Raw genomic sequence first — 23142 nt, 5'->3', positions numbered from 1 at the left:
CACCGGACGGGGGCGCTGCGCATGCGGGGGAGGGGATGGTCAGCGATGGACCTCGACCCGGGTGCCCATGCCGCCCCAGTCGTAGAGCCACTTCGCATCGGACACCGGCAGGTTGATGCAGCCGTGCGAGCCGGAGTAGCCGAAGGAGGAGCGCCAGGGCGCGCCGTGGAAGGCGTAGCCGCCGTGGAAGTACTGCACCCAGGGGACGTCCTCGGTGTAGTAGTACTTCTCGTGGCCCACCGGGTAGCGGGAGGCGTTGGTCATGTCCTGCTTCTCGTAGGTCAGGTAGACCTCGAACGAGCCCTCGACGGTCTCGTAGCCGGACTTGCCGTCGACCATCGAGCGCGGGCCCCACACGGGGGTGTCGCCGACGTAGGCGGTCACGGTCTTGTCGGAGAGGTTCACGTCGATCCACTTCTCGCCGGTCGGCGTGGCGTTCTCCTCCTCCTTCTCCTCGGAGTCCTCGGAGGTGGCCTTGTCCTTGTCGTCCTTGGCCTTGTCCTCGTCCTCCTCGGCGGGGGCGTCGACCTTCTGGATCTCGGCGGCGACGGACTTCGTCTCGAAGGTTCCCTCGAAGGGGCTCGTGCCCTGGAGGGAGGAGATGAGCTGGTCCGCGACGGCGTCGGTGTTCGTGATCTCGACGCCGTCCTGCTTCTCGGCGACGACCTTCACGGTCTTGCCGGACTCGTCGACCTGCTCGATGCCGTCTTTCTTCTCCTTGGTCCGCTTCTCGGCGCGCTCGGCGACCCAGTCGCGCACGGCGTCCTCGTCGACGGAGACCTCGAGGGCGGATCCGGCCTCGTCGGCGGCGACCGAGAGCCAGCTGCTCCGGCGCTCCTTCGAGATCTCGAGGACCTCGCCGTCGGCGTCCTTGATGACCATCGACTGGTCCAGGAGCGAGGCGATCTCGCCCACGGTCTTCTCCGCCTCGTCGGTGGTGATCGCGGGGGCGATCTCCTCGATGGGCTGCTCGACGGTGAAGGACTCGAGGGAGGCGGCCTTCTCGGTGACGGTGTCGACGAGGGCCGTCGGGTCGACGCCCTGGCCGGCGGTGCCGGGCACCGCGTTCCAGGTGCCGGCGTCCTCGTCGTACTCGACCTTCGCGTCGACCGGCTGGGTGCGGTCCGCGGGGACGAGCCCCTTCGCGACCTCGGCGGCCTTCTTCCGGTCGACGTCCACGACCGGCGTCACGGCGTGCTCGCCGGACCAGGTCGAGGCGACGACGTCGGGGAGTGCCCGGTCGCGGTCGAGCGCGGAGGCGGCGGTGGCGTCTGCGTCCACGCTCACGCCGAGATCGGCGAGGGAGACGTCCTTGCTGTTCTCGCCGGCGTCGATCGTGACGGTGACGTCGTCGGCCTTCCCCGCCACGAGGGCGGCGATCTCCTCGGCGCTCTTGCCGGAGACGTCCTGGCCGAGCACCGTGGTGCCGGGCAGCGCCTTGCCGTCGAACTGCTTGGCGTACGCCAGCGCGCCGCCCGCGAGGATCACCGCGAGCACCGCGAGGATCGCGAGCAGCACGAGGGCCACGCGCCGGCGGCCGTGGCGGCCCGTGGCCGTGTCGGTCACGTTCGTCATGGTCATCGTTCCGTTCCCGGGCGGCGTCGGTGCCGCACCGCGCGCTCGCGCGGAGGCGACGGGGAGAGCCCCATACCACCCTTTCCTGTCCACGATAGCCGAGCCCGGTACCCCGGGGTCCTGCAGGACTCTCCGATGTTCGTCACAGGGAGGTCACATCGTGGCCGCGCGGCCGCCCGCGGTCCGGGAGCACCGGGGTTACAGTGGCCCACGGCGTCCGGGAGCCCCCGCGCCACCGCCGTGGGCCGCGCGCCCTGCCCGGAAGGATCCGCTGCCCCGTGACCCCCACGCCCATCTGGCACTCCCCGGCGGAGGTGCCCGCGGACCTCGGCCCGACGGCGGTCTCGATCGGCAACTACGACGGCGTCCACCGCGGCCACCGCGCCGTGCTCGACCAGCTCGTGCGCCATGCCGAGGCGCGCGACCTCGCCCCCGTGGCCCTCACCTTCTGGCCCCACCCCCGCCACGTCATGACCGGCGTCGCGGAGCCGCCCCTGCTCACGGGCCACGCGGACCGCGACCGCCTGCTCCTGCTCGCCGGGGTCGCGGGCGTCCTGGATCTCGAGTACACCCTCGAGTTCGCTCAGCACAGCCCCGAGGACTTCGTGCGCACCTTCCTCGTCGAGGGGCTCGGCGCCCGCTGCGTCGTGCTCGGCGAGGACGCCCTCTTCGGCAAGGGGAACTCGGGGACCATCCACACGATGCGCGCGCTCGGCGAGGAGCTCGGCTTCGAGGTCGTCACCGTCGCGGACGTCGGCCCCGAGGGGGAGGGGAGCGGCCGCATCTCCTCCTCCGCGATCCGCGCGGACCTCCTGCGGGGCGACGTCGCCGCCGCCGCGGAGATGCTCGGCCGCCGCCACACGGTGACCGACACGGTCCACCACGGCTTCCAGCGCGGCCGGGAGCTCGGCTTCCCCACCGCGAACCTCGGCCCGCACCCCGCGGGACTCGTCCCGGCCGACGGCGTCTACGCGGGCCGGCTGACCGTCCTCGAGCAGGACCCCCGCCACGAGGGCTGCCCGCCGCTCGCGGGCGCGCCCGCGACGATCTCGATCGGCACGAACCCCACGTTCACCGTGGACGGCGTCCCCCAGCGGGTCGTCGAGGCCTACGTACACGGCGACCACACGCTGGACCTCTACGGGGACACCGTGCGGCTCGAGTTCGTGGACTACCAGCGGCCCACGCTGCGCTTCGAGTCCGTGGACGCGCTCGTGGTCCAGATGCACGAGGATGTCGAGGTGACCCGCCGCACTCTCGAGGTCGACGCCTCCCGGCCGGAGAGCGCCGGCTGATACCCTGGCCATGCCGTGACATCGGCCGCGGAGAGCAGTCCGCACCCCCTCGCAGCACCCCTCACGGGAGAGCCGCGCGCGGGCAGGACGCTCGCACAGAGAGCCCGGGTCAGCAGGACCCGCGGCGCCGCGCAACGACCAGGGAGAGCTATGGCATTCGACACCGCCACCAAGCAGCAGATCATCGCGGAGTACGGCACCTCGGAGGGTGACACCGGCTCGCCCGAGGTCCAGATCGCGCTGCTCACCCACCGCATCACCTACCTGACCGAGCACCTCAAGTCGCACAAGCACGACCACCACACGCGTCGTGGCCTGATGCTGCTCGTCGGCCAGCGCAAGCGACTCCTGAAGTACCTCCAGGGCGTCGACATCGAGCGGTACCGCGCGCTGATCCAGCGCCTCGGCATCCGCCGCTGATCCTCACCGCCGCTCGCCCTCCGGGGCGGGCGGCGGTTCGATGTGCCCGCACTTCGGCGGGCACCGGAACCCCGCCCCCGACCAGGTTCGGTCCTCGGCAGTGACCTGCGGAGCGGATCCCCGCGATCCGATCCCGCGCGTGACTGACGATGGCCGCACCGGCAGGGGCACCACCGAACACAAGGAGATACCTCATGGCCATGGAAGGCCCTGACATCACCGCGACCACCGCGGTCATCGACAACGGCTCGTTCGGCCGTCGCGAGGTCCGCTTCGAGACCGGCCGCCTCGCCCAGCAGGCCGCCGGCGCCGTCGCCGTCTACCTCGACGACGACACGATGGTCTTCTCGGCCACCGCCGTGTCGAACAAGCCCAAGGACCAGTTCGACTTCTTCCCCCTCACCGTCGACGTCGAGGAGCGGATGTACGCCGCGGGCCGCATCCCCGGCTCCTTCTTCCGTCGTGAGGGCCGCCCCGGCACCGACGCGATCCTCGCCGCGCGCCTCACGGACCGCCCGCTGCGCCCCGCCTTCGTCAAGGGCCTGCGCAATGAGGTCCAGGTCGTCCTCACGGTCATGGCCTGCGCCCCCGACGACTCGTACGACGTGGTGGGCATCAACGGCGCCTCCGCCTCCACCCAGATCTCCGGCCTGCCCTTCTCCGGCCCGATCGGCGCCGTGCGCATCGCGCTCATGCCGACCGCCCAGGGCGGCCAGTGGGTCGCGTTCCCGACCTTCGCCCAGCTCGACGAGGCCGTCTTCTCGATGGTCGTCGCCGGTCGCATCGTCGGCGACGACGTCGCGATCATGATGGTCGAGGCCGAGGCCACCGACAACTCCTGGAGCCTCATCAAGGAGCAGGGCGCGATCGCCCCCACGGAGGAGGTCGTGGCCGAGGGCCTCGAGGCCTCCAAGGTCTTTATCCGTAGCCTCTGCGAGGCGCAGATCGAGCTCGCCCGCACCGCCGCCAAGCCGGTCCGCGAGTTCCCCCTCTTCCTGGACTACCAGGAGGACGCCTACGGCATCGTCGAGGGCGCCGTCTCCGAGCGTCTCGCCGCGGTCATGCAGATCGCCGCGAAGACCGAGCGGGAGGAGAAGACCGAGGAGCTGCTCGCCGCGGCCCTCGAGGAGCTCGCCGGCGAGGGCAAGCCGCTCGCCGGCCGCGAGAAGGAGGTCTCCGGTGCCTACCGCGCCCTGACCAAGAAGCTCGTGCGCCAGAAGATCCTCACCGACGGTGTGCGCATCGACGGCCGTGGGCTGCGGGACATCCGCCAGCTCTCCGCCGAGGTCGAGGTGCTCCCGCGCGTGCACGGCTCCGCCCTGTTCCAGCGCGGCGAGACCCAGATCCTGGGCGTCACCACGCTGAACATGCTCAAGATGGAGCAGCAGATCGACTCCCTCGGGCCGGTCGACCGCAAGCGCTACATCCACCACTACAACTTCCCGCCGTACTCCACCGGCGAGACCGGCCGCGTCGGCTCCCCGAAGCGCCGCGAGATCGGCCACGGCATGCTCGCCGAGCGCGCCCTGGTGCCGGTGCTCCCGGGCCGCGAGGAGTTCCCCTACGCGATCCGCCAGGTGTCCGAGGCGCTCGGCTCCAACGGCTCCACCTCGATGGGCTCCGTGTGCGCCTCGACGCTCGCGCTGCTCAACGCCGGTGTGCCGCTCAAGGCCCCCGTCGCCGGCATCGCCATGGGCCTGGTCTCCGACCAGGTAGCGGGCGAGACCAAGTACGCCGCCCTCACCGACATCCTCGGTGCGGAGGACGCCTTCGGCGACATGGACTTCAAGGTCGCCGGCACCTCGGAGTTCGTCACCGCGATCCAGCTGGACACCAAGCTCGACGGCATCCCGGCCTCCGTGCTCGCCGCCGCGCTGTCCCAGGCCCGCGAGGCGCGCCTGCACATCCTCGGTGTCCTCGCCGAGGCGATCGACACCCCGGACGAGATGTCGCCGCACGCCCCGCGCGTGCTCGCCGTCACCATCCCGGTGGACAAGATCGGCGCGGTCATCGGCCCGAAGGGCCAGATGATCAACCAGATCCAGGACGACACGGGCGCGGACATCACGATCGAGGACGACGGCACCGTCTACATCGGCGCGACCGACGGCCCCTCGGCCGAGGCGGCCCGCTCCGCGGTCAACGCCATCGCGAACCCGCAGGTCCCCGAGGTCGGCGAGCGCTACCTCGGCACCGTGGTGCGCGTGGTGGACTTCGGCGCCTTCGTGTCCCTCACCCCGGGCAAGGACGGGCTGCTGCATGTCACCCAGCTGCGCAAGCTGAACGACGGCAAGCGCGTGGACAGCGTCGAGGACGTCGTCAAGGTCGGCCAGAAGATCGAGGTCGAGATCCGCGAGATCGACGCGCGCGGCAAGATCAGCCTCGCCGTGGTCGAGGACGACGCCCCGGAGTCCTCCGAGGCGCCGGCGGAGACCCCCGCCGAGTGATCCCCTCGGGGGAGCGGTGACCCGGAGCGATCCGGCCACCGCCCCCCCGCCGCCGAGGGCGGCACCCCGCACGGGGTGCCGCCCTCGGAGCGTCCGCGCCCGGCACGCGGCGCGTCCGCTGTGAGCGAGGACTCGGCCGTGACCCCCTGCGGGCGTGGAACAATCGATCGATGCCTCTCGACCTCGCCTTCGACGACCCCGCGTCCGACGTCCTGCTCGACCCCGCCGCCGGGGTGCGCCGCAGCGTCCTCCCCGGCGGTGTGCGGCTGCTGACCCAGACCGACCGCTCCGTGCGCAGCGCGACCGTGGGCCTCTGGCTGCCCGTCGGGTCCCGCGACGAGCGACCCGAGCACGCCGGCTCCACGCACGTCCTCGAGCACCTGCTGTTCAAGGGCACCTCCCGTCGCAGCGCCCTCGACATCGCCGCCGCCTTCGACGAGGTGGGCGGCGACTCCAACGCCGTCACCGCGAAGGAGCACACCCTCTACTACGGGCGCGTGCGCTCCGCGGACCTCCCCATGGCCGTCGACGTCCTCACCGACATGATCACCTCGAGCCTGCTCGAGGAGGAGGCGCTCGCGACCGAGCGCGAGGTGATCCTCGAGGAGCTCGCGATGGCGGAGGACGACCCGCAGGACGTCGGCTACGAGACCTTCCTCGCCGACGTCCTCGGCCCCGACACCCCGATCGGGCGCCCCGTCGGCGGCACCGCGGAGACCGTCACCGCGCTCGGCATCGAGCAGGTGCGCACCCACTTCCGCGAGCACTACCGCCCCGAGAACCTCGTGGTCACCGCCGTCGGCGACCTCGACCACCACGAGCTGGCCGCGTGGATCACCCAGGGCCTGCGCCGCGGCGGCTGGGACCTCGCGGAGGGCGCGCTGCCCCGCCGTCGCCCGCGCCAGGACGCGGCCCTTGCGGGCGGCCCCGCCCTCGGCGCGGGGGAGGTCGCCGCGCTCGCCCCGCACCGCCTGGACCGTCCCGCCGAGCAGAACCACATCTACCTCGGCGGCACCGGGATCAGCGCGGTCGACGAGGACCGTCATGCGCTGTCCGTGCTCATGTCCGTCCTCGGAGGCGGCATGTCCTCGCGGCTCTTCCAGAACATCCGGGAGCAGCGGGGGCTCGCCTACTCCGTCTACTCCTTCAGCGCCGGGTACCGCGACGCGGGCCTGTTCGGCCTGTACGCCGCCTGCCGCCCCGCGCGCACCGCGCAGGTCGTCGAGCTGCTCGCGGCCGAGCTCGCCACGATGGGGGAGCGGGGCGTGGACGAGGACGAGATGCGCCGCGCGCTCGGGCAGATCACCGGGTCCTTCGCGCTCGGCCTCGAGGACACGAGCAGCCGCATGGGCCGGCTCGGCACGATCGAGCTCGTGCACGGCCGCTACTCGGGCGTCGACGAGACGCTCGCCCGGATCGGCCGGGTCACCGCAGCGGAGGTCCAGGAGCTCGCCGCGCGCCTCTCCGCCTCGTTCTCCACGCGGGTCGACGTCGGCCCCGCCGCCTGATCCCCACCACCCGCCCCCTGTCGACCGCCCCGCTTCCGCACGAAGGAGCTCTCATGCCCGGCACCCCCGCCTCCCGTCCCCTCCGCGTCGCCGTCCTCGGCGCCTCCGGCCGCATGGGCTCGGAGGCCTGCCGCGCCGTCGACGGCGCCGAGGACCTCGAGCTCGTCGCCCGGATCGGCCGCGAGGACGACCTCTCCGCCGTCGTCGACGCCGGGGCGCAGGTCGCCGTGGACCTCACGGTCCCCGCCGTGACCGCGCAGAACGTCGACTTCCTCGTCGAGCACGGGATCCATGCGGTGGTCGGCACGACCGGCTGGGACGACGAGTCCCGCGGTGCCCTGCGCCGCCGCCTCGAGGAGGCGCCCGGGGTGGGCGTGCTCATCGCCCCGAACTTCGCGATCGGCGCGGTCCTCACCGCGCGCTTCGCCGAGATCGCCGCCCGCTACTACGAGAGCGCGGAGATCATCGAGATGCACCACCCGGACAAGCTCGACGCGCCGTCGGGCACCGCGGTGCACACGGCCGCGGCGATCGCCCGCGGCCGCGCCGCCGCGGGACTCGGCCCCGTTCCGGACGCGACTGAGAAGGATCCGCAGGGTGCGCGCGGAGCGGTCGTCGACGGCGTCCACGTGCACGCGGTGCGCCAGCGCGGGCTCGTCGCGCACGAGGTCGTCCAGTTCGGCGGGGTGGGGGAGCAGCTGGTGCTGCGCCACGACTCCTTCGACCGGGTCAGCTTCATGTCCGGGGTGCTGCTGGGCGTCCGCGAGGTCGGATCGCGGCCCGGTCTCACGGTGGGCCTGGACGGCTACCTGGACCTGGGCTGAGGGCGAGGGGGAGCGCAGCGATGCGTCAGAAGCTGATGGTGGCGGCGCTGGTCCTCATCACCGCCGCGTACGCCTGGGGCCTCGGCTGGATCGCCTGGGGGTTCTGGAGGGCGGGTGGCGGGATCGGGATCGGTCTCGCCCTCGCGGTGCTCGTGCTGCTCGTCCTCACGGTGTGGGTGACCTGGCGGGAGGTGCTGTTCGGCCTCGAGGCCGGGGGCCTCGCGCGGCGCTACGCCGGCACCGCCGTCGAGCACGAGGAGCCGCGCGAGGAGTTCGAGGCCGCGCGCGCCCACCTCGAGTCCGCCCCCGGCGCGGAGGAGGACTGGCGGGGCTGGTTCCGCCTGGCCCTCGCCTACGACGCCCTCCGCGACCGCAAGCAGGCCCGCGCCGCGACCCGCCGCGCGATCCGGCTGGCGCGCGAGGAGAGGGCGGGCGCCCGGTCCTAGCCCCGCAGCCCCCGGCGCGGCGGGCTCAGCCGATCCCCGCGGCCCGCAGCAGGGCGGTGACGGCCGCGGCGCCGATCACCACCGCGAGGAACGGGGCGCGCAGGATCAGCAGCACCACTGCCGCGGCGAGACCGGCGAGACGCGCGTCGAGCACGATCGCGGTGCCGGAGGTCGCGACCTGCACGGCGACGAGCGCTCCGAGCAGCGCGATCGGCAGCAGGGTCGTGATCCGGGCGATCCGCGGCCGCTCGAGGAGCTCGGGCGGCACCTGGTAGCCGATCCACTTCTGCACGAAGGCGCCGATCGAGGCGGCGATCACGCCGATCCAGAGCATGCTCATCGGGTCCCCTCCTCGAGGTGCTGCTGCTCGGCGCCCCTGGACCGTGTCCGCACCCGCATCCCGGCGGCGACCGCGACGAGGGCCGCGGCGAGCACGGGCAGGCCGGCGGGCAGCACCGGCGTGGTGAGCAGGGCGACGAAGGCGGCGGCGACGGCGATCGCCACGGCCTCGCGCCGCCGGAGGCGCGGCCACAGCAGCGCGAGGAAGGCCGCGGCCGCCGCCGCGTCCAGCCCCCAGGCCCCCGGATCGGCGATGTGCTGCCCGGCGATGGCCCCCACGAGCGTGAACAGGTTCCAGAACACGTAGACCGCGATGCCCGCGGCCCAGAAGCCCGCGCGGATGCCCGCGGGGGTGCGCCCGGTCGCCGCGGCCGCCGCGGACTCGTCGATCGTCAGCTGCGCCCGGGCGAGGCCCCGGAGACCGCCGCGGGGGAGGTCCCGGGTGAGGACCAGGCCGTAGAGCGTGTTGCGCACGCCGAGCAGGAGCGCGGCGAGCGCGGCCCCGATCGCCGAGCCGCCGCCGCCCACGACGCCCACGAAGGCGAACTGGCTGCCGCCGGTGAACATGACCGCCGAGAGCACCATCGCCTGCCACAGGTCCAGTCCGGAGGCGGTCGCGAGCGCGCCGAAGGAGAGTCCGTAGAGGCCGGTGGCCACGCCGATCGAGAGCCCGGTGCGGCGCGCCCTCGCGACCTCCGCGGCCTCGTCGGCCACCTCCGGACCGCCCTCCGCACCGAGGCCGCGCGCGGCGTCGCCGGACACGGGCTCGAGCGGGGACGGATCGGGGCGCATGATGCATCCCACTGTACGACCACCTGCACCGATACGGGCGCGGCGTCCGCGGCCGGGCGTCGCACCGTGAGACCGTGGAGGCATGACCACCCCCTCCTCCGCCCCGGGCCCCGCCGCCTCGGAACCGTCCTCCCGGGAGGACACGCTGCCGCTGGTCGCGGATGCCCTCCTGCTCGACATGGACGGCACCCTCATCGACTCGGGCCCCTCCGTGGAGCGCGCCTGGGGGACCCTGCTGGCAGAGCTCGACGCCCCGCGCCCCTTCGACCACACGATGCACGGGCGGCCCGCACGGCAGATCCTCGCCGAGCTGCTCCCGGAGCTGGACGCCGAGCAGATCGACGCCGCGCACCGCCGCATCGAGGAGCTCGAGATCGCCGACGTCGCCGGGATCGTCACGCTCCCCGGCACCCGCCGCGTGCTCGAGGAGCTCGAGGCCGCCGCGGAGCAGCTCGGCCGGCCCACCTGGACGATCGTCACCTCCTGCACGCGCCCGCTCTTCGAGGCGCGCTGGGCGCGCACCGGCCTGCCCGTCCCCGCCCACCTCGTCACGGCCGACCAGGTCACCCGGGGCAAGCCGGATCCGGAGCCGTTCCTGCTCGGCGCCCGCCGGCTCGGCGTCCCGGGGGAGCGGACGATCGTCGTGGAGGACTCGGCCGGTGGCCTCACCGCGGGCCGCGCGGCGGGTGCGCGGACGGTGGCGCTGACCACCACGACCCCGGCGGATTCCCTCTCCCCGCTCGCCGATGCCCTCGTGACCTCCCTCGACGACCTCGAGGTGACCGTCGTCGAGGGCACGCTGCGCCTCGGGCGGCGCGGGGCCTGAGGGTCCGTCGTTGATAAGCTCGAGCGGCCGATCGCGGTGCCTCCGCGCTCCGGTCGTCCCCCACGGAAGGACTCGTCCATGAGCGGAATCTCCGGCAGCCACGGATCCGGCGCCGACCACGACGCGATCGCCGCACGCCTCGGCGCGGCGCTCGCGGCACCTGCCGGGGGAGAGGCCGTCGGCCGCTCCGTGCCCGGCGGCGCGCTGACCCTCGTGGGGCCCGGCATCGGCGGCGCGCGGAGCGAGGCGATCGGCCGCGTGCTGCTGGCCGACGGCCTCACGGACGCCGCCGCCGCCGCGCTGCTGGACTCGCTGGGCGACGACCTCGCCGGCCTCGACCTCGCCGCGATCGAGCAGCCCTACGCCCTCGCGCTCCACGACGAGGCCACCGGCACGCTCCTGCTCGCGCGCGACGGGCTCGGACGCGCACCGCTGTACTGGTGGACGGACGCCGCGCAGGAGCACCTGCTGTTCGCCTCCCGGATCGACGCGCTGCTGGACGCCGGGCCCGTGCCCGCGCGACCCGACGAGCGCACGATCCACCGCTTCCTCCTCGACGGCGTCGCGGACACCGACGAGCGCACCTTCGTCGAGGGGATCCACCGACTGCTGCCGGGCCAGGTGCTGCGTCACGGGCCGGACGGGCTCTCGCTCTCCGATGCCGCCCCGCTCGCCGAGGAGCTCCAGGGGATCGCCGCCGCCCCGGGCCGACCTCTCGACGACGCGGCCGTCGCCGAGGTGACGAGCCTGCTCGCCGCCTCCGTGCGCCGCGCCACGACCGCCGGGGACGCGATCGCCCTGACCGGGGACCTCGGCTCGCTCGCCGTCGCGGCCGCCGCCCCCGAGGGCGTCCGCGCGGTCGCCGCGACGCGCCCGAGCGGCTCCGTGCCCTCCGCCGTCACCGCGCTGCACGCCGCCCGCGGCCGTGACATGGAGCTGATCACCGCCCGGGACTCCCAGGGCGACCTGCTCGCGGACCTCGACGAGCTCTCGACCGCCCTCGGCGAGCCGGTGCCCTCCGCCCGCGCGCACACCGCCCTCACCCTCGCCCGCTCCGCCCGCGAGGCCGGCGCCGGCGCGCTCGTGGACGGCGTCGGCGCGGAGCAGCTGCTCCCCTCGAGCGCCGCCCACCAGGTGTCCGGCCTGCGCCGGCTCCGCGCCGGCCGCCGGATCGGTGACCTCGCCCAGGGCGCCCTCGCCTCCCGCGGCGCGCTCCTCGGCGCCGCCCGGGGCGCCCTCGCCCCGCGGGCCGAGGTGCCCACCGAGGCCCTGCTCGCGAACGCCTTCGTCGCCTCCCACCGCAGCGAGCGGCGCGCCGCTCCCGCGAGCCTCCGCGCGGCCCTCGTCGAGGAGGTGCTGCACGGTGACCTCCCGGTGGCCCTGCGCGCCTCGCGCGCGGCCGCGCACCACGAGGGTCTGCGCAGCGCCTCCCCGCTCGTGGACGCCGGGCTGCTGCGGCTGCTCGCCTCCCTCGACGACGCGTCCCTGCTGCGCGCCGCGCGCGACGGCTCCCTGCTGCGCTCGGTGCTCTCGGGGCTCGCCCCCGGCGCCGATCTCCCCGCCCGCCCCGAGGCCGCCGTCCTGGACGAGCACGCCTGGATCGTCCGTCACGCCGACGACGTGCGCGCGATCCTCGCCTCCGAGTCCTTCGCCGCACGGCCCTACGTGGACGCGCGCAGCGTGCTCGCCTTCTTCGAGGACGTCGCCGCCCACCCCGAGCACCACCGCAGCGAGCAGATCTGGCGACTCCTCTCCCTCGAGCTGTGGCTGCGCGCCGTCATCGACCCGCGCACCGCAGCGGGGACCGAGGAGCAGGCCGCCCCCGAGACTGCGGGGGAGGATCTCGACCCCGACGCGATCGAGGCCGCCAAGGCCGATCACGAGCCGAACCCCGGCAAGCGCCTCGACCTCGTCTCCGAGACCGACGGGCACACCTGGCGCCGACTGCCCCTGCAGACGGAGCTCGTGGGCCGCGGCGACGACCTCGACGCGATCGTGCGCGAGCGGGTGGAGCGCTTCGCCGCGTCGGTGCCCGCCGGCACGGTCCCCGAGGGCGCCCCCTGGTACTACGTGATCAGCGAGAAGATCGTCGCCATCACCCAGGGCCGCTCCTGGTACACCTGGGAGATCCACCCGCGCCCCTCGGCGAAGGTGCTCAGCCGCTTCGTGACGCGCACCCCGGCCGGCATCGGCCTCGGGGACCCGACCACGATGGAGCTCGCGATCCGCGAGGTCGGTCTCCCGCGGGTGCTCATGGCCTCCGCGGCGGGCGCCGCCGGCAAGCTGCTGCGCCGCCGCGGCGTGTTCTACGAGGTCGTCGGTGACAACGTGCGGGCCATCGACGGCCCCACGCCGTACTCGGCCTTCCCCTCGAACGTCTCCGCGAAGCTCCCGCCGAAGGACCCCGACGTGGTCGCGGCGCGGCTCTCCGCGGCGATCCGCGCCGCGGACATCCCCGCGGCCCTGCGCGAGAGCTTCCGCGGCACGGTCGTCATGGACGCCAACGACATCGGCCGCAACGTGCTGGGCAGCGACGTGTCCACACCGAAGGCGGACCTCGAGGCGACCTTCGCGGACAACCCGCTGGGCCAGGGCCGACAGCGCACACCGATGGCGATCCTCGTGGACCGGGGCGAGCAGCCCGGCGACGGGGCCGCGCCCGCTCCCGCCGCGCCGAGGGGCTGAGCGCCCACCGCTGGACTAGGCTCGGGCAGCAGCGCCCGCCCCGCACCGATCGACATCCGCGCCGGACGCACGCCCGGCGCCCACCGCCACCTCTGACCGGCCCCGCCGGCCGCCCCTCCCGGGAGGAGACCATGACCACCTCCGACACGCGCCCCGCCCGCCCCTTCGGCGCCGTGGGCACCGCGATGGTGACCCCCTTCAGCGCGGACGGCCGCGCCCTGGACCTCGACGCCGCGTCCGCCCTCGCCGCGCACCTCGTCGAGCACGGCCACGACCAGATCGTCGTCTCCGGCACCACTGGCGAGTCGCCGACCGTCTCCGACCGGGAGAAGATCGAGCTGGCGAAGGCCGTGCGCGCGGCCGTCGGCCCGGAGGTCAGCATCGTCGCCGGGGTCGGCAGCAACGACACCGTCCACTCGATCGAGCTCGCCCGGGCCCATGCGGACCTCGGCCTCGACGGTCTGCTCGTGGTCTCCCCGTACTACTCCAAGCCCTCCCAGGCCGGCATCCTCGCGCACGTGCGCGCCGTCGCGGACGCGACGGACCTGCCGGTCATGCTGTACGACATCCCCGGTCGCACCGGGGTCCCCTTCTCCCGCGACACCCTCCTCGCCCTCGGCGAGCACGAGCGGATCGTCGCGGTCAAGGACGCCAAGGGCGATCTGCTCGAGGCGTCCCTGGTGATGGTGCAGACCGGCCTCGCCTACTACTCGGGCGAGGACGCGCTGAACCTCCCGTGGCTCGCCATCGGCGCCGCGGGCATCGTCTCCGTCGTCGGTCAGGTGGCCGGTGATCTCGAGCGGGCGATGATCGACGCCGTGGACCGCGGCGATCTCGCCGCGGCCCGGGCGGCGAGCACGTCCCTCGCCCCGCTGGTCGAGGCGATCATGACCCGCATGCCGGGCGTCGTCGCCGCGAAGCATGCCCTGCACCTGCAGGGCGTCCTGCCCCATGCCGCCCTGCGCGGCCCCCATGTCCCCGCCGACGACGACCAGGTGCGCGCTCTGGCCGCTGCCCTCGACGCCGCCGTCGGCATCCCCCCACTGGATCCCTCTCGGAGGCCCGAATGAGCACTGCCTACTCCCACCGGCTGAACCAGCCGCCCAAGCTGAAGAATGACACCATGCGGGTCATCCCGCTCGGTGGCCTGGGCGACGTCGGCCGCAACATGACCGTCTTCGAGTACCAGGGGCGGCTGCTCGTGGTCGACTGCGGCGTCCTCTTCCCCGAGGACGCCCAGCCCGGTGTGGACCTGATCCTCCCGGACTTCGACGTCATCTCCGACCGTCTCGACGACATCTCCGCGATCATCCTCACCCACGGGCACGAGGACCACATCGGCGCGGTCCCCTATCTCCTGCGGCAGAAGCCGGACATCCCTCTCGTGGGCAGCCAGCTCACGCTCGCCTTCATCGAGGCGAAGCTCAAGGAGCACCGCATCACGCCCTACACCTTCGCGGTGAAGGAGGGTCAGAAGGAGTCCTTCGGCCCCTTCGACTGCGAGTTCGTGGCCGTGAACCACTCGATCCCGGACGCGCTCGCGGTGCACATCGCGACCGGCGCCGGCACCGTGCTGCACACGGGCGACTTCAAGATGGACCAGCTGCCGCTCGACGGCCGCATCACCGACCTGCGCGCCTTCGCGCGGCTCGGCGAGGCCGGGGTGGACCTGTTCATGACGGACTCCACGAACGCGGAGGTCCCCGGGTTCACGCTCGGCGAGCAGGAGATCGGCCCGGTCCTGAACCAGATCTTCGGGCGCGCACGGCAGAAGATCGTCGTCGCCTCCTTCTCGAGCCATGTCCATCGTGTGCAGCAGGTGCTCGACGCCGCCGCCGCGCACGGCCGCAAGGTCGCCTTCGTGGGCCGCTCGATGGTGCGCAACATGGGCATCGCCGCGGACATGGGCTACCTCGACGTCCCGGACAACACGCTCGTGGACGTCCGCAAGATCGACAACCTGCCCGACGACAAGGTCGTGCTCATGTGCACCGGCTCGCAGGGCGAGCCGATGGCGGCCCTGGGCCGGATCGCGAACCGCGACCACCGTGTGAGCGTGGGCCCGGGTGACGTCGTCGTCCTCGCCTCCTCGCTCATCCCGGGCAACGAGAACGCGGTGTTCCGCATCATCAACGGCCTCATGGCGCTCGGCGCCGAGGTCGTGCACAAGAGCAACGCGAAGGTCCACACCTCGGGCCATGCGAGCGCGGGCGAGCTGCTGTACTGCTACAACATCGTGCGGCCGAAGAACGTCATGCCGGTCCACGGCGAGGTGCGCCACCTCATCGCGAACGGGCGGATCGCCGAGTCGACGGGCGTCGCCCCCGAGCGCGTGATCCTCGCGAAGGACGGCCACGTCGTCGACCTCAAGGACGGCGTCGCGAAGGTCGTGGGCGAGGTGCCCAACGGCTACGTCTACGTCGACGGCTCGAGCGTGGGCGAGATCTCCGAGGCCGATCTCAAGGACCGCCGCATCCTCGGCGACGAGGGCTTCATCTCCCTGTTCGCGGTCGTCAACTCCGAGACGGGCGCGCTCATCGCGGGTCCGGAGATCCACGCGCGCGGCGTGGCGGAGGACGACGAGGTCTTCGAGCGGATCCGCCCGGAGATCGTGAAGGCCCTCGAGCAGGCCGTCGCGGACCAGACCAACCGTCGCGACACGCATCAGCTGCAGCAGGTCATGCGCCGCGTCGTGGGCCGCTACGTCTCGCAGCGGCTGCGCCGCAAGCCGGTGATCATCCCGATCGTCGTCGAAGCCTGATCGACGTGCTGCGAGGGACGAGCGGTAGGAGATCAGGCAGGTCGAGCAGAGCGTAAGAGGTCGACGGGTCCGCTCTCCTGCGGGCCCGTCGGTGATGTCACCGCCCCGCCCTCCCGGGTCCCGGGAGGGCGGGGCGGTAGTCTGTGGGGCATGGCGACACGTACGTCTTCCCCCGCACGTGCGTCGAAAGGCTCCTCGCGGACCGCATCCGCCGGCACGTCCCGGACGTCCGGCGCCGCGGCCTCCGACCCCTCGACGCTTCCCCTGCCGGTGCGCGCAGTGCGCTCCGGCTACCTCGGCACGGCCCGGATGGTCGGCGGCGTGGTCCGCTCGATCGGCGTGGCCCGCTGGGAGGTGCCGCCGGAGCTCCGCCGCGACGGCTACGCGCTGGTGCTCCTGCTCATCGCGGTGCTCGTCGCGGTCGTCGAGTGGTGGAGCGCCGAGGGTCCCGTCCTCGGCGCTGTGCACACGGTCGTCGCGGGCACCTTCGGCATCGCCTCGATGGTGATCCCGCTGCTGGCGCTCGGCTGGTCGCTGCGCATGTTCCGCCGCCCGGACCACGTCCGCGCGAACACGCGCATCGTGCTCGGCGTCGCCCTGCTGCTCACGGCGATCGCCGCGATCTCTGCGGTCTCGGCGCGGCTGCCCGCCCCGGCGGACGGCGTCGACGCCCTCGCCCGCGGCGGCGGCGTGCTCGGCTACCTGGCCGCGGCGCCGCTCATCGCGCTGCTGCCGCCGGTCGCGGTCGTCGTCCTGTACTCCGTGCTCATCTTCTTCGGCGTGCTCGTCCTCACGGCGACGCCGGTCGAGGCGATCCCCTCGCGCCTGCGCGGCGTCTACGACGTGCTCGTCGGCCGCAGCGCCGAGGAGGACGAGGAGCGCGCCGCCTTCGGCCTGCGCCCCCGCCGCGTCGATCCGGAGGTCCACGAGCAGCCCACGACCGCGCAGGCCGCGGGCCGCACGCGCCGCCGCTCCCGCAAGGAGAAGGACGCCGAGGAGCAGGCGCGGATCGAGGCCGAGCGCGACCACGACGGCTTCGGCTACGCGGGCGACGAGGCCTTCGAGCAGGGCGTCGCCGAGGAGAAGGCCGCCGCCGGCAGCAGGCGCAAGCGCCGCGGCGGCAAGGCCCCGAAGGACTCCACCGAGGTCTTCGACGTGGTCGAGGAGGAGAACCAGCGCACGAAGTCGTTCCCGAGCGGCGGCGCCGACGACGGTGCCCCCCGGGCCGGGGAGTCCGGCCGCAAGGTCCCCACGAGCGCTGCGGAGAAGGTCGCCGCCGCGGCGGCCGCGCCGGTCGCCCCGGCGCGCTCGGCCACGGCGGAGGCTCCGGAGGCCCAGGAGCCCGACCTCGTGCACCCGCCGATGGGTGATCTGCCCCGGGCGGGGGAGCAGCTCGAGCTCGCCGGCGACATCGTCTACACGCTCCCCGAGTCGACCTTCCTGCTCGAGGGCCCGCCCCACAAGACGCGCTCCGAGGCGAACGACCACGTCGTCGCCGCGCTCGGCGAGGTCTTCGAGCAGTTCAACGTCAACGCCGAGGTCGTGGGCTTCACCCGCGGTCCGACGGTCACGCGCTACGAGGTGGAGCTCGCCCCGGGCACCAAGGTCGAGAAGGTCACGGCCCTCGACAAGAACATCTCCTACGCCGTCGCCAGCGCCGACGTCCGCATCCTCTCGCCGATCCCCGGCAAGAAGGCCATCGGCATCGAGATCCCCAATGCGGACCGCGAGACGGTCGCGCTCGGCGACGTGCTGCGCAGCCAGGTCGCCCACCGCAACGAGCACCCGCTCGTGATGGGCGTCGGCAAGGACGTCGAGGGCGGCTACGTGGTCGCGAACCTCGCGAAGATGCCCCACCTGCTCGTCGCGGGCGCCACCGGCGCCGGCAAGTCGAGCTTCGTGAACTCCATGATCACCTCGATCCTCATGCGCGCCACGCCGGAGGAGGTCCGGATGGTGCTCGTGGACCCCAAGCGCGTGGAGCTCACGATCTACGAGGGCATCCCGCACCTCATCACCCCGATCATCACGAACCCGAAGAAGGCCGCGGAGGCCCTCGAGTGGGTCGTGCGGGAGATGGACGCGCGCTACGACGACCTCGCGGCGTTCGGGTACAAGCACATCGACGACTTCAACAAGGCCGTCCGCTCCGGGGAGCTCACCGTGCCCCCGGGCAGCGAGCGCAAGATCGCGCCGTACCCGTACCTGCTGGTCGTGGTCGACGAGCTCGCGGACCTCATGATGGTCGCCCCGCGGGACGTGGAGGCGTCGATCCAGCGGATCACGCAGCTCGCGCGCGCCGCCGGCATCCACCTGATCCTCGCGACCCAGCGTCCGTCGGTGGACGTCGTCACCGGCATCATCAAGGCGAACGTGCCCAGCCGGCTCGCCTTCGCGACCTCGTCGCTGCAGGACTCCCGCGTCATCCTGGACACCCCGGGTGCGGAGAAGCTCATCGGTCAGGGCGACGCCCTGTTCCACCCGATGGGCAAGTCCAAGCCGATGCGCGTCCAGGGCGCGTGGGTCAACGAGTCGGAGATCCACAAGGTCGTCGACCACGTCAAGAACCAGATGAAGCCGACGTACCGCGAGGACGTCGTCGTCGCGACGACGAAGAAGAAGGTCGACGACGACATCGGCGACGATCTCGAGGTGCTGCTGCAGGCGGCGGAGCTCGTGGTCACCACGCAGTTCGGCTCGACCTCCATGCTCCAGCGCAAGATGCGGGTGGGCTTCGCGAAGGCGGGCCGGCTCATGGACCTGCTCGAGTCCCGCGAGATCGTGGGCCCGTCGGAGGGCTCCAAGGCGCGTGACGTGCTCGTGCACCCGGACGATCTCGCCGGCGCGCTCGCCCGCATCCGCGGCGAGGACGAGCCCTCCGCGGCCGGCGGGGGCTCCGAGCCCTACGACGACGGCGCCGCCGAGGTCGGGACCGAGGAGCCGGGTCGCCCCGGCGAGGGCGGTGGGGACCGCTACGGCTCGGACCCGCTCTCGCACGAGGACGCGGACGTCGCGACCGACTACTACGACGACGCGGACGACTCCGAGACCGAGGACGCCTGGCAGCTGACCGGCCGCTGAGCATCCTCCCGTCCCTCCTGTTCCACCCCACCCGCCCGCACCTCGACCTCCCGGAGCAGCCATGACCACCCCCGCCGCGCCCGTCCCGCTGTGGAACATCGCCAACATCCTCACGATGGTGCGGTGCGTGATGGTGCCCGTCTTCGTCGTGGTCGCCGCGCTCTACCCCGAGTCGGTGGGCGGCCGCTCGCTCGCGGCGGCGATCTTCGTGGTCGCGATGATCACCGACTTCCTGGACGGGTACCTCGCCCGGAGCCGGAACCTCATCACGGACTTCGGCAAGATCGTGGACCCGATCGCGGACAAGGCGATGACCGGCGCCGCCTTCGTCATGCTGTCGGTCTGGGACTACGTCCCGTGGTGGATGACGATCCTGATCCTGGTGCGCGAGTTCGGCATCACGATCATGCGCTTCACGATCCTCAAGTACGGGGCGCTCCCCGCGAACATGGCGGGCAAGGCGAAGACGATGATGCAGTCCATCGCGATCACCTTCTGCCTGCTGCCCTTCGAGCTGCTGTGGTCGCCCGCCCGCTGGATCGGGCTCGCGCTCGTGACGATCGCCTTCGTGCTGACGATCTGGTCGGGTCTGGTGAACCTCAAGGACGGCCTGCGCCTGCGCCGCGAGGCGCTCGAGAGCGGGGCCTGATCCCATGTCGACACCTCGCACGGACGCCGGGTCGGTTCCCGGTGCGGACGTCATCGCGGTCATCGATGCGGCGCGCGCCCAGGGCGTGCAGCTCGCCACGGCGGAGTCGCTCACCGCGGGGGCGGTCGTCGCCCGGCTGGTGGACGTGCCGGGCGCGAGCGCGGTCGTCGCCGGGGGAGCGGCCACCTACTCCTACGCGGCGAAGTCGCGGGTGCTCGCTGTGGACCCGGCGGAGCTCTCCGCCCGCGGCGCCGTCAGCGCGGAGGTCGCGCGGGAGATGGCGGCGGGAGCGCTCGAGCTCTTCGCCGCTGATCTCGCCGTCGCGACCACCGGCGTGGCCGGCCCGGGCGCGGACGAGCGCGGGGTCGGGGCGGGGACCGTGTGGATCGGTCTGGCGCGTCGCGGCTCCGCACCGGTGGCGGAGCTGGTGATGCTCGACGGAGATCGGCCGACGGTGCGCGCCGCGGCGGTGGACGCCGCGATCGCCGCTCTCGCGGGGGCGCTCGGCCTGGGCTGACCGTCCGTCCGAACCCGCCGCGCGCCCGACCGACCCCGATCGGGCACGACCGCTCCGCGGGCGCCGATGTCACGATCGTCCACATGCCCGGGTATTCCCAGGGGGCGTGGGAGCTCGCCCACTACACTCTGGGGAACACTCGACGGGGCAGCGACGTTGTGGAGATCGTGATGACTTCCATGACACCGATGACCCCGATCGCCCGGGCCGCTTCCGCGAAGCCGGCTCCGGGAGTGCTGACCGTGCATGACGCGAAGAAGGGAGGCAAGGCCATGGTCCTGTTCCGCCAGGAGCTCGGGGACGTCCTGCGCGACGCCCGCCGCTCCCAGGGTCGCACCCTGCGACAGGTGTCCTCCGATGCCCGGGTCTCGCTGGGCTACCTCAGCGAGATCGAGCGCGGGCAGAAGGAGGCCTCGAGCGAGCTGCTGCACTCGGTGACCGACGCGCTCGGCCTCCCGCTGTCCTTCGTGCTGCGTGAGGTCTCCGACCGCATCGCGGTGGCCGAGGGGGTCGCGGTGCCGGACACGGTCCCCGCCGAGCTCTCCGACGAGCCGCTGGTCGGCGCCCACTGAGGTGCGGCGCAGCGAGTTCGCCGAGCTGGCCGATCACGTGTTCGGCCCGACGTTGGCGCGCACCTACACCCGGGACCTCGTGCTCGAGGAGGTCGGCGGTCTGACAGCCGAGCAGGCCCTCGAGGCGGGGCGTCCCGTGCGCGCGGTCTGGACCGCGCTGTGCGATGCGATGGACGTGCCCGAGGGCTCCCGCTGGGAGGTGCCGCCGGCGGTCCGCCGGCGCTGAGCGGCAGGAGCGGCGCGGCATCGTCCTCCCGCTCCTCGGCGCAGCACCGGCACGGGGAGCGGCCCGGGACCCGCCGTGAGCGCGGGGGACACCCGGCGACACGCCGCCGCCACTGTTCGCTTCGAACGAGTGTTCGGGTATCGTGAGGCCCGACGGTTCCCGCCACCGTCGTCGTTCCTCCCCATGGCACCTCGGTCCACAGGTCGCCACGAGGGGCACGGCGTTTGTCCGGCGGCCCGCCTACTGTGGCCGCAACGGTCACGCCGCCGGCCCCCGGCCACTCGGAAGGAAAGCCCCCATGGCAGTTCAGAAGTCCGCACCGAAGTCCGCATCCAAGGATCGCGGCACCTCCCTCGACAACGCCCTCGCACAGATCGACCGTCAGTTCGGCAAGGGCTCGATCATGCGCCTGGGCGACGACACCCGCCCTCCGGTCGAGGTCATCCCGACCGGCGCGGTCGCGCTGGACGCCGCCCTCGGCATCGGCGGCCTGCCCCGTGGTCGCATCGTGGAGATCTACGGCCCGGAGTCCTCGGGCAAGACGACCGTGGCGCTCCACGCGGTCGCGAACGCCCAGCGCAACGGCGGCATCGCCGCCTTCATCGACGCCGAGCACGCCCTGGACCCGGAGTACGCGAAGAAGCTCGGCGTGGACACCGACGCCCTGCTCGTCTCCCAGCCGGACACGGGTGAGCAGGCCCTCGAGATCACGGACATGCTGATCCGCTCCGGCGCCCTCGACATCGTGGTCATCGACTCCGTCGCGGCGCTCGTGCCGAAGGCGGAGATCGAGGGCGAGATGGGCGACTCGCACGTCGGCCTCCAGGCCCGGCTCATGTCCCAGGCGCTGCGCAAGCTCACCGGCGCGCTCGCCGCCTCCGGCACCACCGCGATCTTCATCAACCAGCTCCGCGAGAAGATCGGCGTGTTCTTCGGCAGCCCGGAGACCACCACGGGCGGCAAGGCGCTGAAGTTCTACGCCTCGGTGCGCATGGACATCCGCCGCATCGAGACCCTCAAGCAGGGCCAGGACGCGGTCGGCAACCGCACGCGCGTCAAGGTCGTGAAGAACAAGATGGCCCCGCCCTTCAAGCAGGCCGAGTTCGACATCCTCTACGGCGAGGGCATCTCCCGTGAGGGCGGGCTCATCGACCTCGGTGTGGAGCACGGCGTGGTCCGCAAGTCCGGCGCCTGGTTCACCTACGAGGGTGATCAGCTGGGCCAGGGCAAGGAGAACGCCCGTCAGTTCCTCAAGGACAACACGGATCTCGCCGCGGAGATCGAGGAGAAGATCCTGCGCACGCTGGGCGTGGGCAAGTACGCGACGGAGCAGGCTCCCGCGGAGGATCTGGACGCGGAGCTCCCCGGCGAGGGCGACTTCCTCGACGAGGACGTCCCCGCCGCCATCTGATCGATGCCCCTGTCCACCGAGCACGACGGGCACGGCGCCCCGGAGCAGCAGGATCCGCGCGGATCCGCTCCAGGCGACGTGCCCGTCGCGCTGTCCCCGGCCGGCGCGCAGGGGCGCGAGCGCTCGGCGGTCCAGGAACGGCTGGCGCGTCGCACGCAGGAGATCCTCGAGCGCCCCCGGCCCGAGCAGGATCCCGACCGCGCCGAGCGCGAGAAGGCGGTCATGCGCGAGTGCCGCTACCTCATGCGGCTGCTGGCCACGCGCCGCCGCTCCCGCGGGGAGATGCTCGAGCGCCTTGAGCGCCGTGAGGTCCCCGGGTCCGTCACGCACGAGGTGATGGCCCGCATCGAGCGGGCGGACCTCGTGGACGACCGCGCCTTCGCCCACGAATGGGTGCGTCAGCGACGGGAGCTGCGCAGCCTGGGGGACCGGGCCCTGCGACGGGAGCTCGAGCAGCGCCACGTCGACGGGGAGCTCATCGAGGAGGCGCTCCGCGCCGGCGGCGCGGGCCGAGGTCCCGAGGGGGACCCGGTGAGCGGTGAGGAGGAGCGCTGCCGGGAGCTCGTGCGCTCCCGGCTCGGGGAGCGGGATCTCGAGCGGCTCGCCGCCGATCGCGACGGCAGCCAGCGACGACGCCTGTCCCGCCGACTCGATGCCCTGCTCACCCGCAAGGGCTACCCGGGGGACCTCGCCGTGCAGGTCATCTCGAGCGAGCTGCGCCGCGCCTCCGGCCGCTGAGCCCGCCGGGCTCGCGGGGCAAGCCGGCCG

The 23142-nt window shown here is 73.1% G+C and carries 20 protein-coding genes; 17 read left to right on the top strand and 3 right to left on the bottom strand.

Translation table 11 applies throughout. From position 1 onward, the window contains the following. Positions 1–39: 39 nt before the first annotated feature. Positions 40–1575, bottom strand: a complete 1536-nt coding sequence (locus tag C1N80_RS13605) for a L,D-transpeptidase (protein WP_137771266.1) — start codon at positions 1573–1575, stop codon at positions 40–42. Positions 1576–1853: 278 nt separating this feature from the next. On the opposite strand from C1N80_RS13605, the gene C1N80_RS13600 reads away from it, so the two are divergent. From C1N80_RS13600 to C1N80_RS13575, 6 genes are all read left to right on the top strand, one after another. After that, entirely contained in the window at positions 1854–2870 is a 1017-nt protein-coding gene (locus C1N80_RS13600; protein ID WP_137771265.1) for a bifunctional riboflavin kinase/FAD synthetase, read from the top strand. 150 nt (positions 2871–3020) lie between these two features. After that, the gene (gene rpsO / locus C1N80_RS13595) at positions 3021–3290 is read left to right on the top strand and encodes a 30S ribosomal protein S15 (protein WP_137771264.1); all 270 of its coding nucleotides are present in this window, start codon (positions 3021–3023) and stop codon (positions 3288–3290) included. Between the two features lie 200 nt (positions 3291–3490). Beyond that, a complete protein-coding gene (locus C1N80_RS13590) occupies positions 3491–5737 on the top strand; it encodes a polyribonucleotide nucleotidyltransferase (protein WP_168198117.1) in 2247 nt (748 codons plus the stop codon). Between the two features lie 170 nt (positions 5738–5907). After that, on the top strand, positions 5908–7245 hold the full coding sequence (locus C1N80_RS13585) for a pitrilysin family protein (RefSeq protein WP_137771262.1): 1338 nt from the start codon (positions 5908–5910) through the stop codon (positions 7243–7245). Between the two features lie 53 nt (positions 7246–7298). Beyond that, positions 7299–8069 carry a 4-hydroxy-tetrahydrodipicolinate reductase gene (dapB, locus tag C1N80_RS13580; RefSeq protein WP_137771261.1) on the top strand — a complete coding sequence of 257 codons (771 nt, stop codon included), beginning with the start codon at positions 7299–7301 and terminating at the stop codon, positions 8067–8069. Positions 8070–8089: 20 nt separating this feature from the next. Further along, positions 8090–8515, top strand: a complete 426-nt coding sequence (locus tag C1N80_RS13575; protein WP_137771260.1) for a hypothetical protein — start codon at positions 8090–8092, stop codon at positions 8513–8515. 25 nt (positions 8516–8540) lie between these two features. Here the strand turns inward: C1N80_RS13575 and C1N80_RS15670 are convergent, their stop codons facing one another. Together C1N80_RS15670 and C1N80_RS13565 are read right to left on the bottom strand one after the other, a co-directional pair. Then, a complete protein-coding gene (locus C1N80_RS15670) occupies positions 8541–8855 on the bottom strand; it encodes an AzlD domain-containing protein (protein ID WP_137771259.1) in 315 nt (104 codons plus the stop codon). Then, the gene (locus C1N80_RS13565) at positions 8852–9646 is read right to left on the bottom strand and encodes an AzlC family ABC transporter permease (protein ID WP_137771258.1); all 795 of its coding nucleotides are present in this window, start codon (positions 9644–9646) and stop codon (positions 8852–8854) included. The genes C1N80_RS15670 and C1N80_RS13565 overlap by 4 nt, the downstream gene beginning before the upstream one ends. A gap of 82 nt (positions 9647–9728) precedes the next feature. Here C1N80_RS13565 and C1N80_RS13560 point away from each other — a divergent pair, with 82 nt between their 5' ends. The 11 genes from C1N80_RS13560 (at position 9729) to C1N80_RS13510 (ending at position 23112) form a co-directional block, all read left to right on the top strand. Continuing rightward, positions 9729–10472, top strand: a complete 744-nt coding sequence (locus C1N80_RS13560; protein WP_137771257.1) for an HAD family phosphatase — start codon at positions 9729–9731, stop codon at positions 10470–10472. Positions 10473–10550: 78 nt separating this feature from the next. Beyond that, positions 10551–13157 carry an asparagine synthase-related protein gene (locus C1N80_RS13555; RefSeq protein WP_137771256.1) on the top strand — a complete coding sequence of 869 codons (2607 nt, stop codon included), beginning with the start codon at positions 10551–10553 and terminating at the stop codon, positions 13155–13157. Between the two features lie 131 nt (positions 13158–13288). Continuing rightward, the gene (dapA, locus tag C1N80_RS13550) at positions 13289–14227 is read left to right on the top strand and encodes a 4-hydroxy-tetrahydrodipicolinate synthase (RefSeq protein WP_137771255.1); all 939 of its coding nucleotides are present in this window, start codon (positions 13289–13291) and stop codon (positions 14225–14227) included. Next, the gene (locus C1N80_RS13545; protein WP_137771254.1) at positions 14224–15918 is read left to right on the top strand and encodes a ribonuclease J; all 1695 of its coding nucleotides are present in this window, start codon (positions 14224–14226) and stop codon (positions 15916–15918) included. The genes dapA and C1N80_RS13545 overlap by 4 nt, the downstream gene beginning before the upstream one ends. Before the next feature lie 150 nt (positions 15919–16068). Next, positions 16069–18999 (top strand): DNA translocase FtsK, encoded by a 2931-nt coding sequence (locus C1N80_RS13540; protein ID WP_137771253.1) that lies wholly within the window; start codon positions 16069–16071, stop codon positions 18997–18999. A gap of 61 nt (positions 19000–19060) precedes the next feature. After that, the gene (gene pgsA, locus C1N80_RS13535) at positions 19061–19648 is read left to right on the top strand and encodes a CDP-diacylglycerol--glycerol-3-phosphate 3-phosphatidyltransferase (RefSeq protein ID WP_137771252.1); all 588 of its coding nucleotides are present in this window, start codon (positions 19061–19063) and stop codon (positions 19646–19648) included. Positions 19649–19652: 4 nt separating this feature from the next. Then, a complete protein-coding gene (locus C1N80_RS13530) occupies positions 19653–20165 on the top strand; it encodes a CinA family protein (protein ID WP_137771251.1) in 513 nt (170 codons plus the stop codon). Positions 20166–20437: 272 nt separating this feature from the next. After that, positions 20438–20737 (top strand): helix-turn-helix domain-containing protein, encoded by a 300-nt coding sequence (locus C1N80_RS13525; RefSeq protein ID WP_103384859.1) that lies wholly within the window; start codon positions 20438–20440, stop codon positions 20735–20737. 1 nt (position 20738) lies between these two features. Then, a complete protein-coding gene (locus C1N80_RS13520; protein ID WP_137771250.1) occupies positions 20739–20963 on the top strand; it encodes a DUF3046 domain-containing protein in 225 nt (74 codons plus the stop codon). A 298-nt stretch (positions 20964–21261) separates the two neighbouring features. Further along, entirely contained in the window at positions 21262–22374 is a 1113-nt protein-coding gene (recA, locus tag C1N80_RS13515; RefSeq protein ID WP_137771249.1) for a recombinase RecA, read from the top strand. A 3-nt stretch (positions 22375–22377) separates the two neighbouring features. Then, positions 22378–23112 (top strand): regulatory protein RecX, encoded by a 735-nt coding sequence (locus C1N80_RS13510; RefSeq protein WP_137771248.1) that lies wholly within the window; start codon positions 22378–22380, stop codon positions 23110–23112. Positions 23113–23142: the final 30 nt, after the last annotated feature.

Source organism: Brachybacterium sp. SGAir0954, from assembly GCF_005490785.1.
GTDB lineage: Bacteria > Actinomycetota > Actinomycetes > Actinomycetales > Dermabacteraceae > Brachybacterium > Brachybacterium rhamnosum.
The sequence above is the reverse complement of the archived record's forward strand: the minus strand, read 5'-3'. Positions and strand labels throughout refer to the sequence as shown.

Excerpts from the sequence above, each read along its gene's own strand:
- C1N80_RS13605 (WP_137771266.1), bottom strand. The coding sequence starts at position 1,575 with ATGACGAACGTGACCGACACGGCCACGGGCCGCCACGGCCGCCGGCGC.
- rpsO (WP_137771264.1), top strand. The coding sequence starts at position 3,021 with ATGGCATTCGACACCGCCACCAAGCAGCAGATCATCGCGGAGTACGGC.
- C1N80_RS13590 (WP_168198117.1), top strand. The coding sequence starts at position 3,491 with ATGGAAGGCCCTGACATCACCGCGACCACCGCGGTCATCGACAACGGC.
- C1N80_RS13585 (WP_137771262.1), top strand. The coding sequence starts at position 5,908 with ATGCCTCTCGACCTCGCCTTCGACGACCCCGCGTCCGACGTCCTGCTC.
- dapB (WP_137771261.1), top strand. The coding sequence starts at position 7,299 with ATGCCCGGCACCCCCGCCTCCCGTCCCCTCCGCGTCGCCGTCCTCGGC.
- C1N80_RS13575 (WP_137771260.1), top strand. The coding sequence starts at position 8,090 with ATGCGTCAGAAGCTGATGGTGGCGGCGCTGGTCCTCATCACCGCCGCG.
- C1N80_RS15670 (WP_137771259.1), bottom strand. The coding sequence starts at position 8,855 with ATGAGCATGCTCTGGATCGGCGTGATCGCCGCCTCGATCGGCGCCTTC.
- C1N80_RS13565 (WP_137771258.1), bottom strand. The coding sequence starts at position 9,646 with ATGCGCCCCGATCCGTCCCCGCTCGAGCCCGTGTCCGGCGACGCCGCG.
- C1N80_RS13560 (WP_137771257.1), top strand. The coding sequence starts at position 9,729 with ATGACCACCCCCTCCTCCGCCCCGGGCCCCGCCGCCTCGGAACCGTCC.
- C1N80_RS13555 (WP_137771256.1), top strand. The coding sequence starts at position 10,551 with ATGAGCGGAATCTCCGGCAGCCACGGATCCGGCGCCGACCACGACGCG.
- dapA (WP_137771255.1), top strand. The coding sequence starts at position 13,289 with ATGACCACCTCCGACACGCGCCCCGCCCGCCCCTTCGGCGCCGTGGGC.
- C1N80_RS13545 (WP_137771254.1), top strand. The coding sequence starts at position 14,224 with ATGAGCACTGCCTACTCCCACCGGCTGAACCAGCCGCCCAAGCTGAAG.
- C1N80_RS13540 (WP_137771253.1), top strand. The coding sequence starts at position 16,069 with ATGGCGACACGTACGTCTTCCCCCGCACGTGCGTCGAAAGGCTCCTCG.
- pgsA (WP_137771252.1), top strand. The coding sequence starts at position 19,061 with ATGACCACCCCCGCCGCGCCCGTCCCGCTGTGGAACATCGCCAACATC.
- C1N80_RS13530 (WP_137771251.1), top strand. The coding sequence starts at position 19,653 with ATGTCGACACCTCGCACGGACGCCGGGTCGGTTCCCGGTGCGGACGTC.
- C1N80_RS13525 (WP_103384859.1), top strand. The coding sequence starts at position 20,438 with ATGGTCCTGTTCCGCCAGGAGCTCGGGGACGTCCTGCGCGACGCCCGC.
- recA (WP_137771249.1), top strand. The coding sequence starts at position 21,262 with ATGGCAGTTCAGAAGTCCGCACCGAAGTCCGCATCCAAGGATCGCGGC.
- C1N80_RS13510 (WP_137771248.1), top strand. The coding sequence starts at position 22,378 with ATGCCCCTGTCCACCGAGCACGACGGGCACGGCGCCCCGGAGCAGCAG.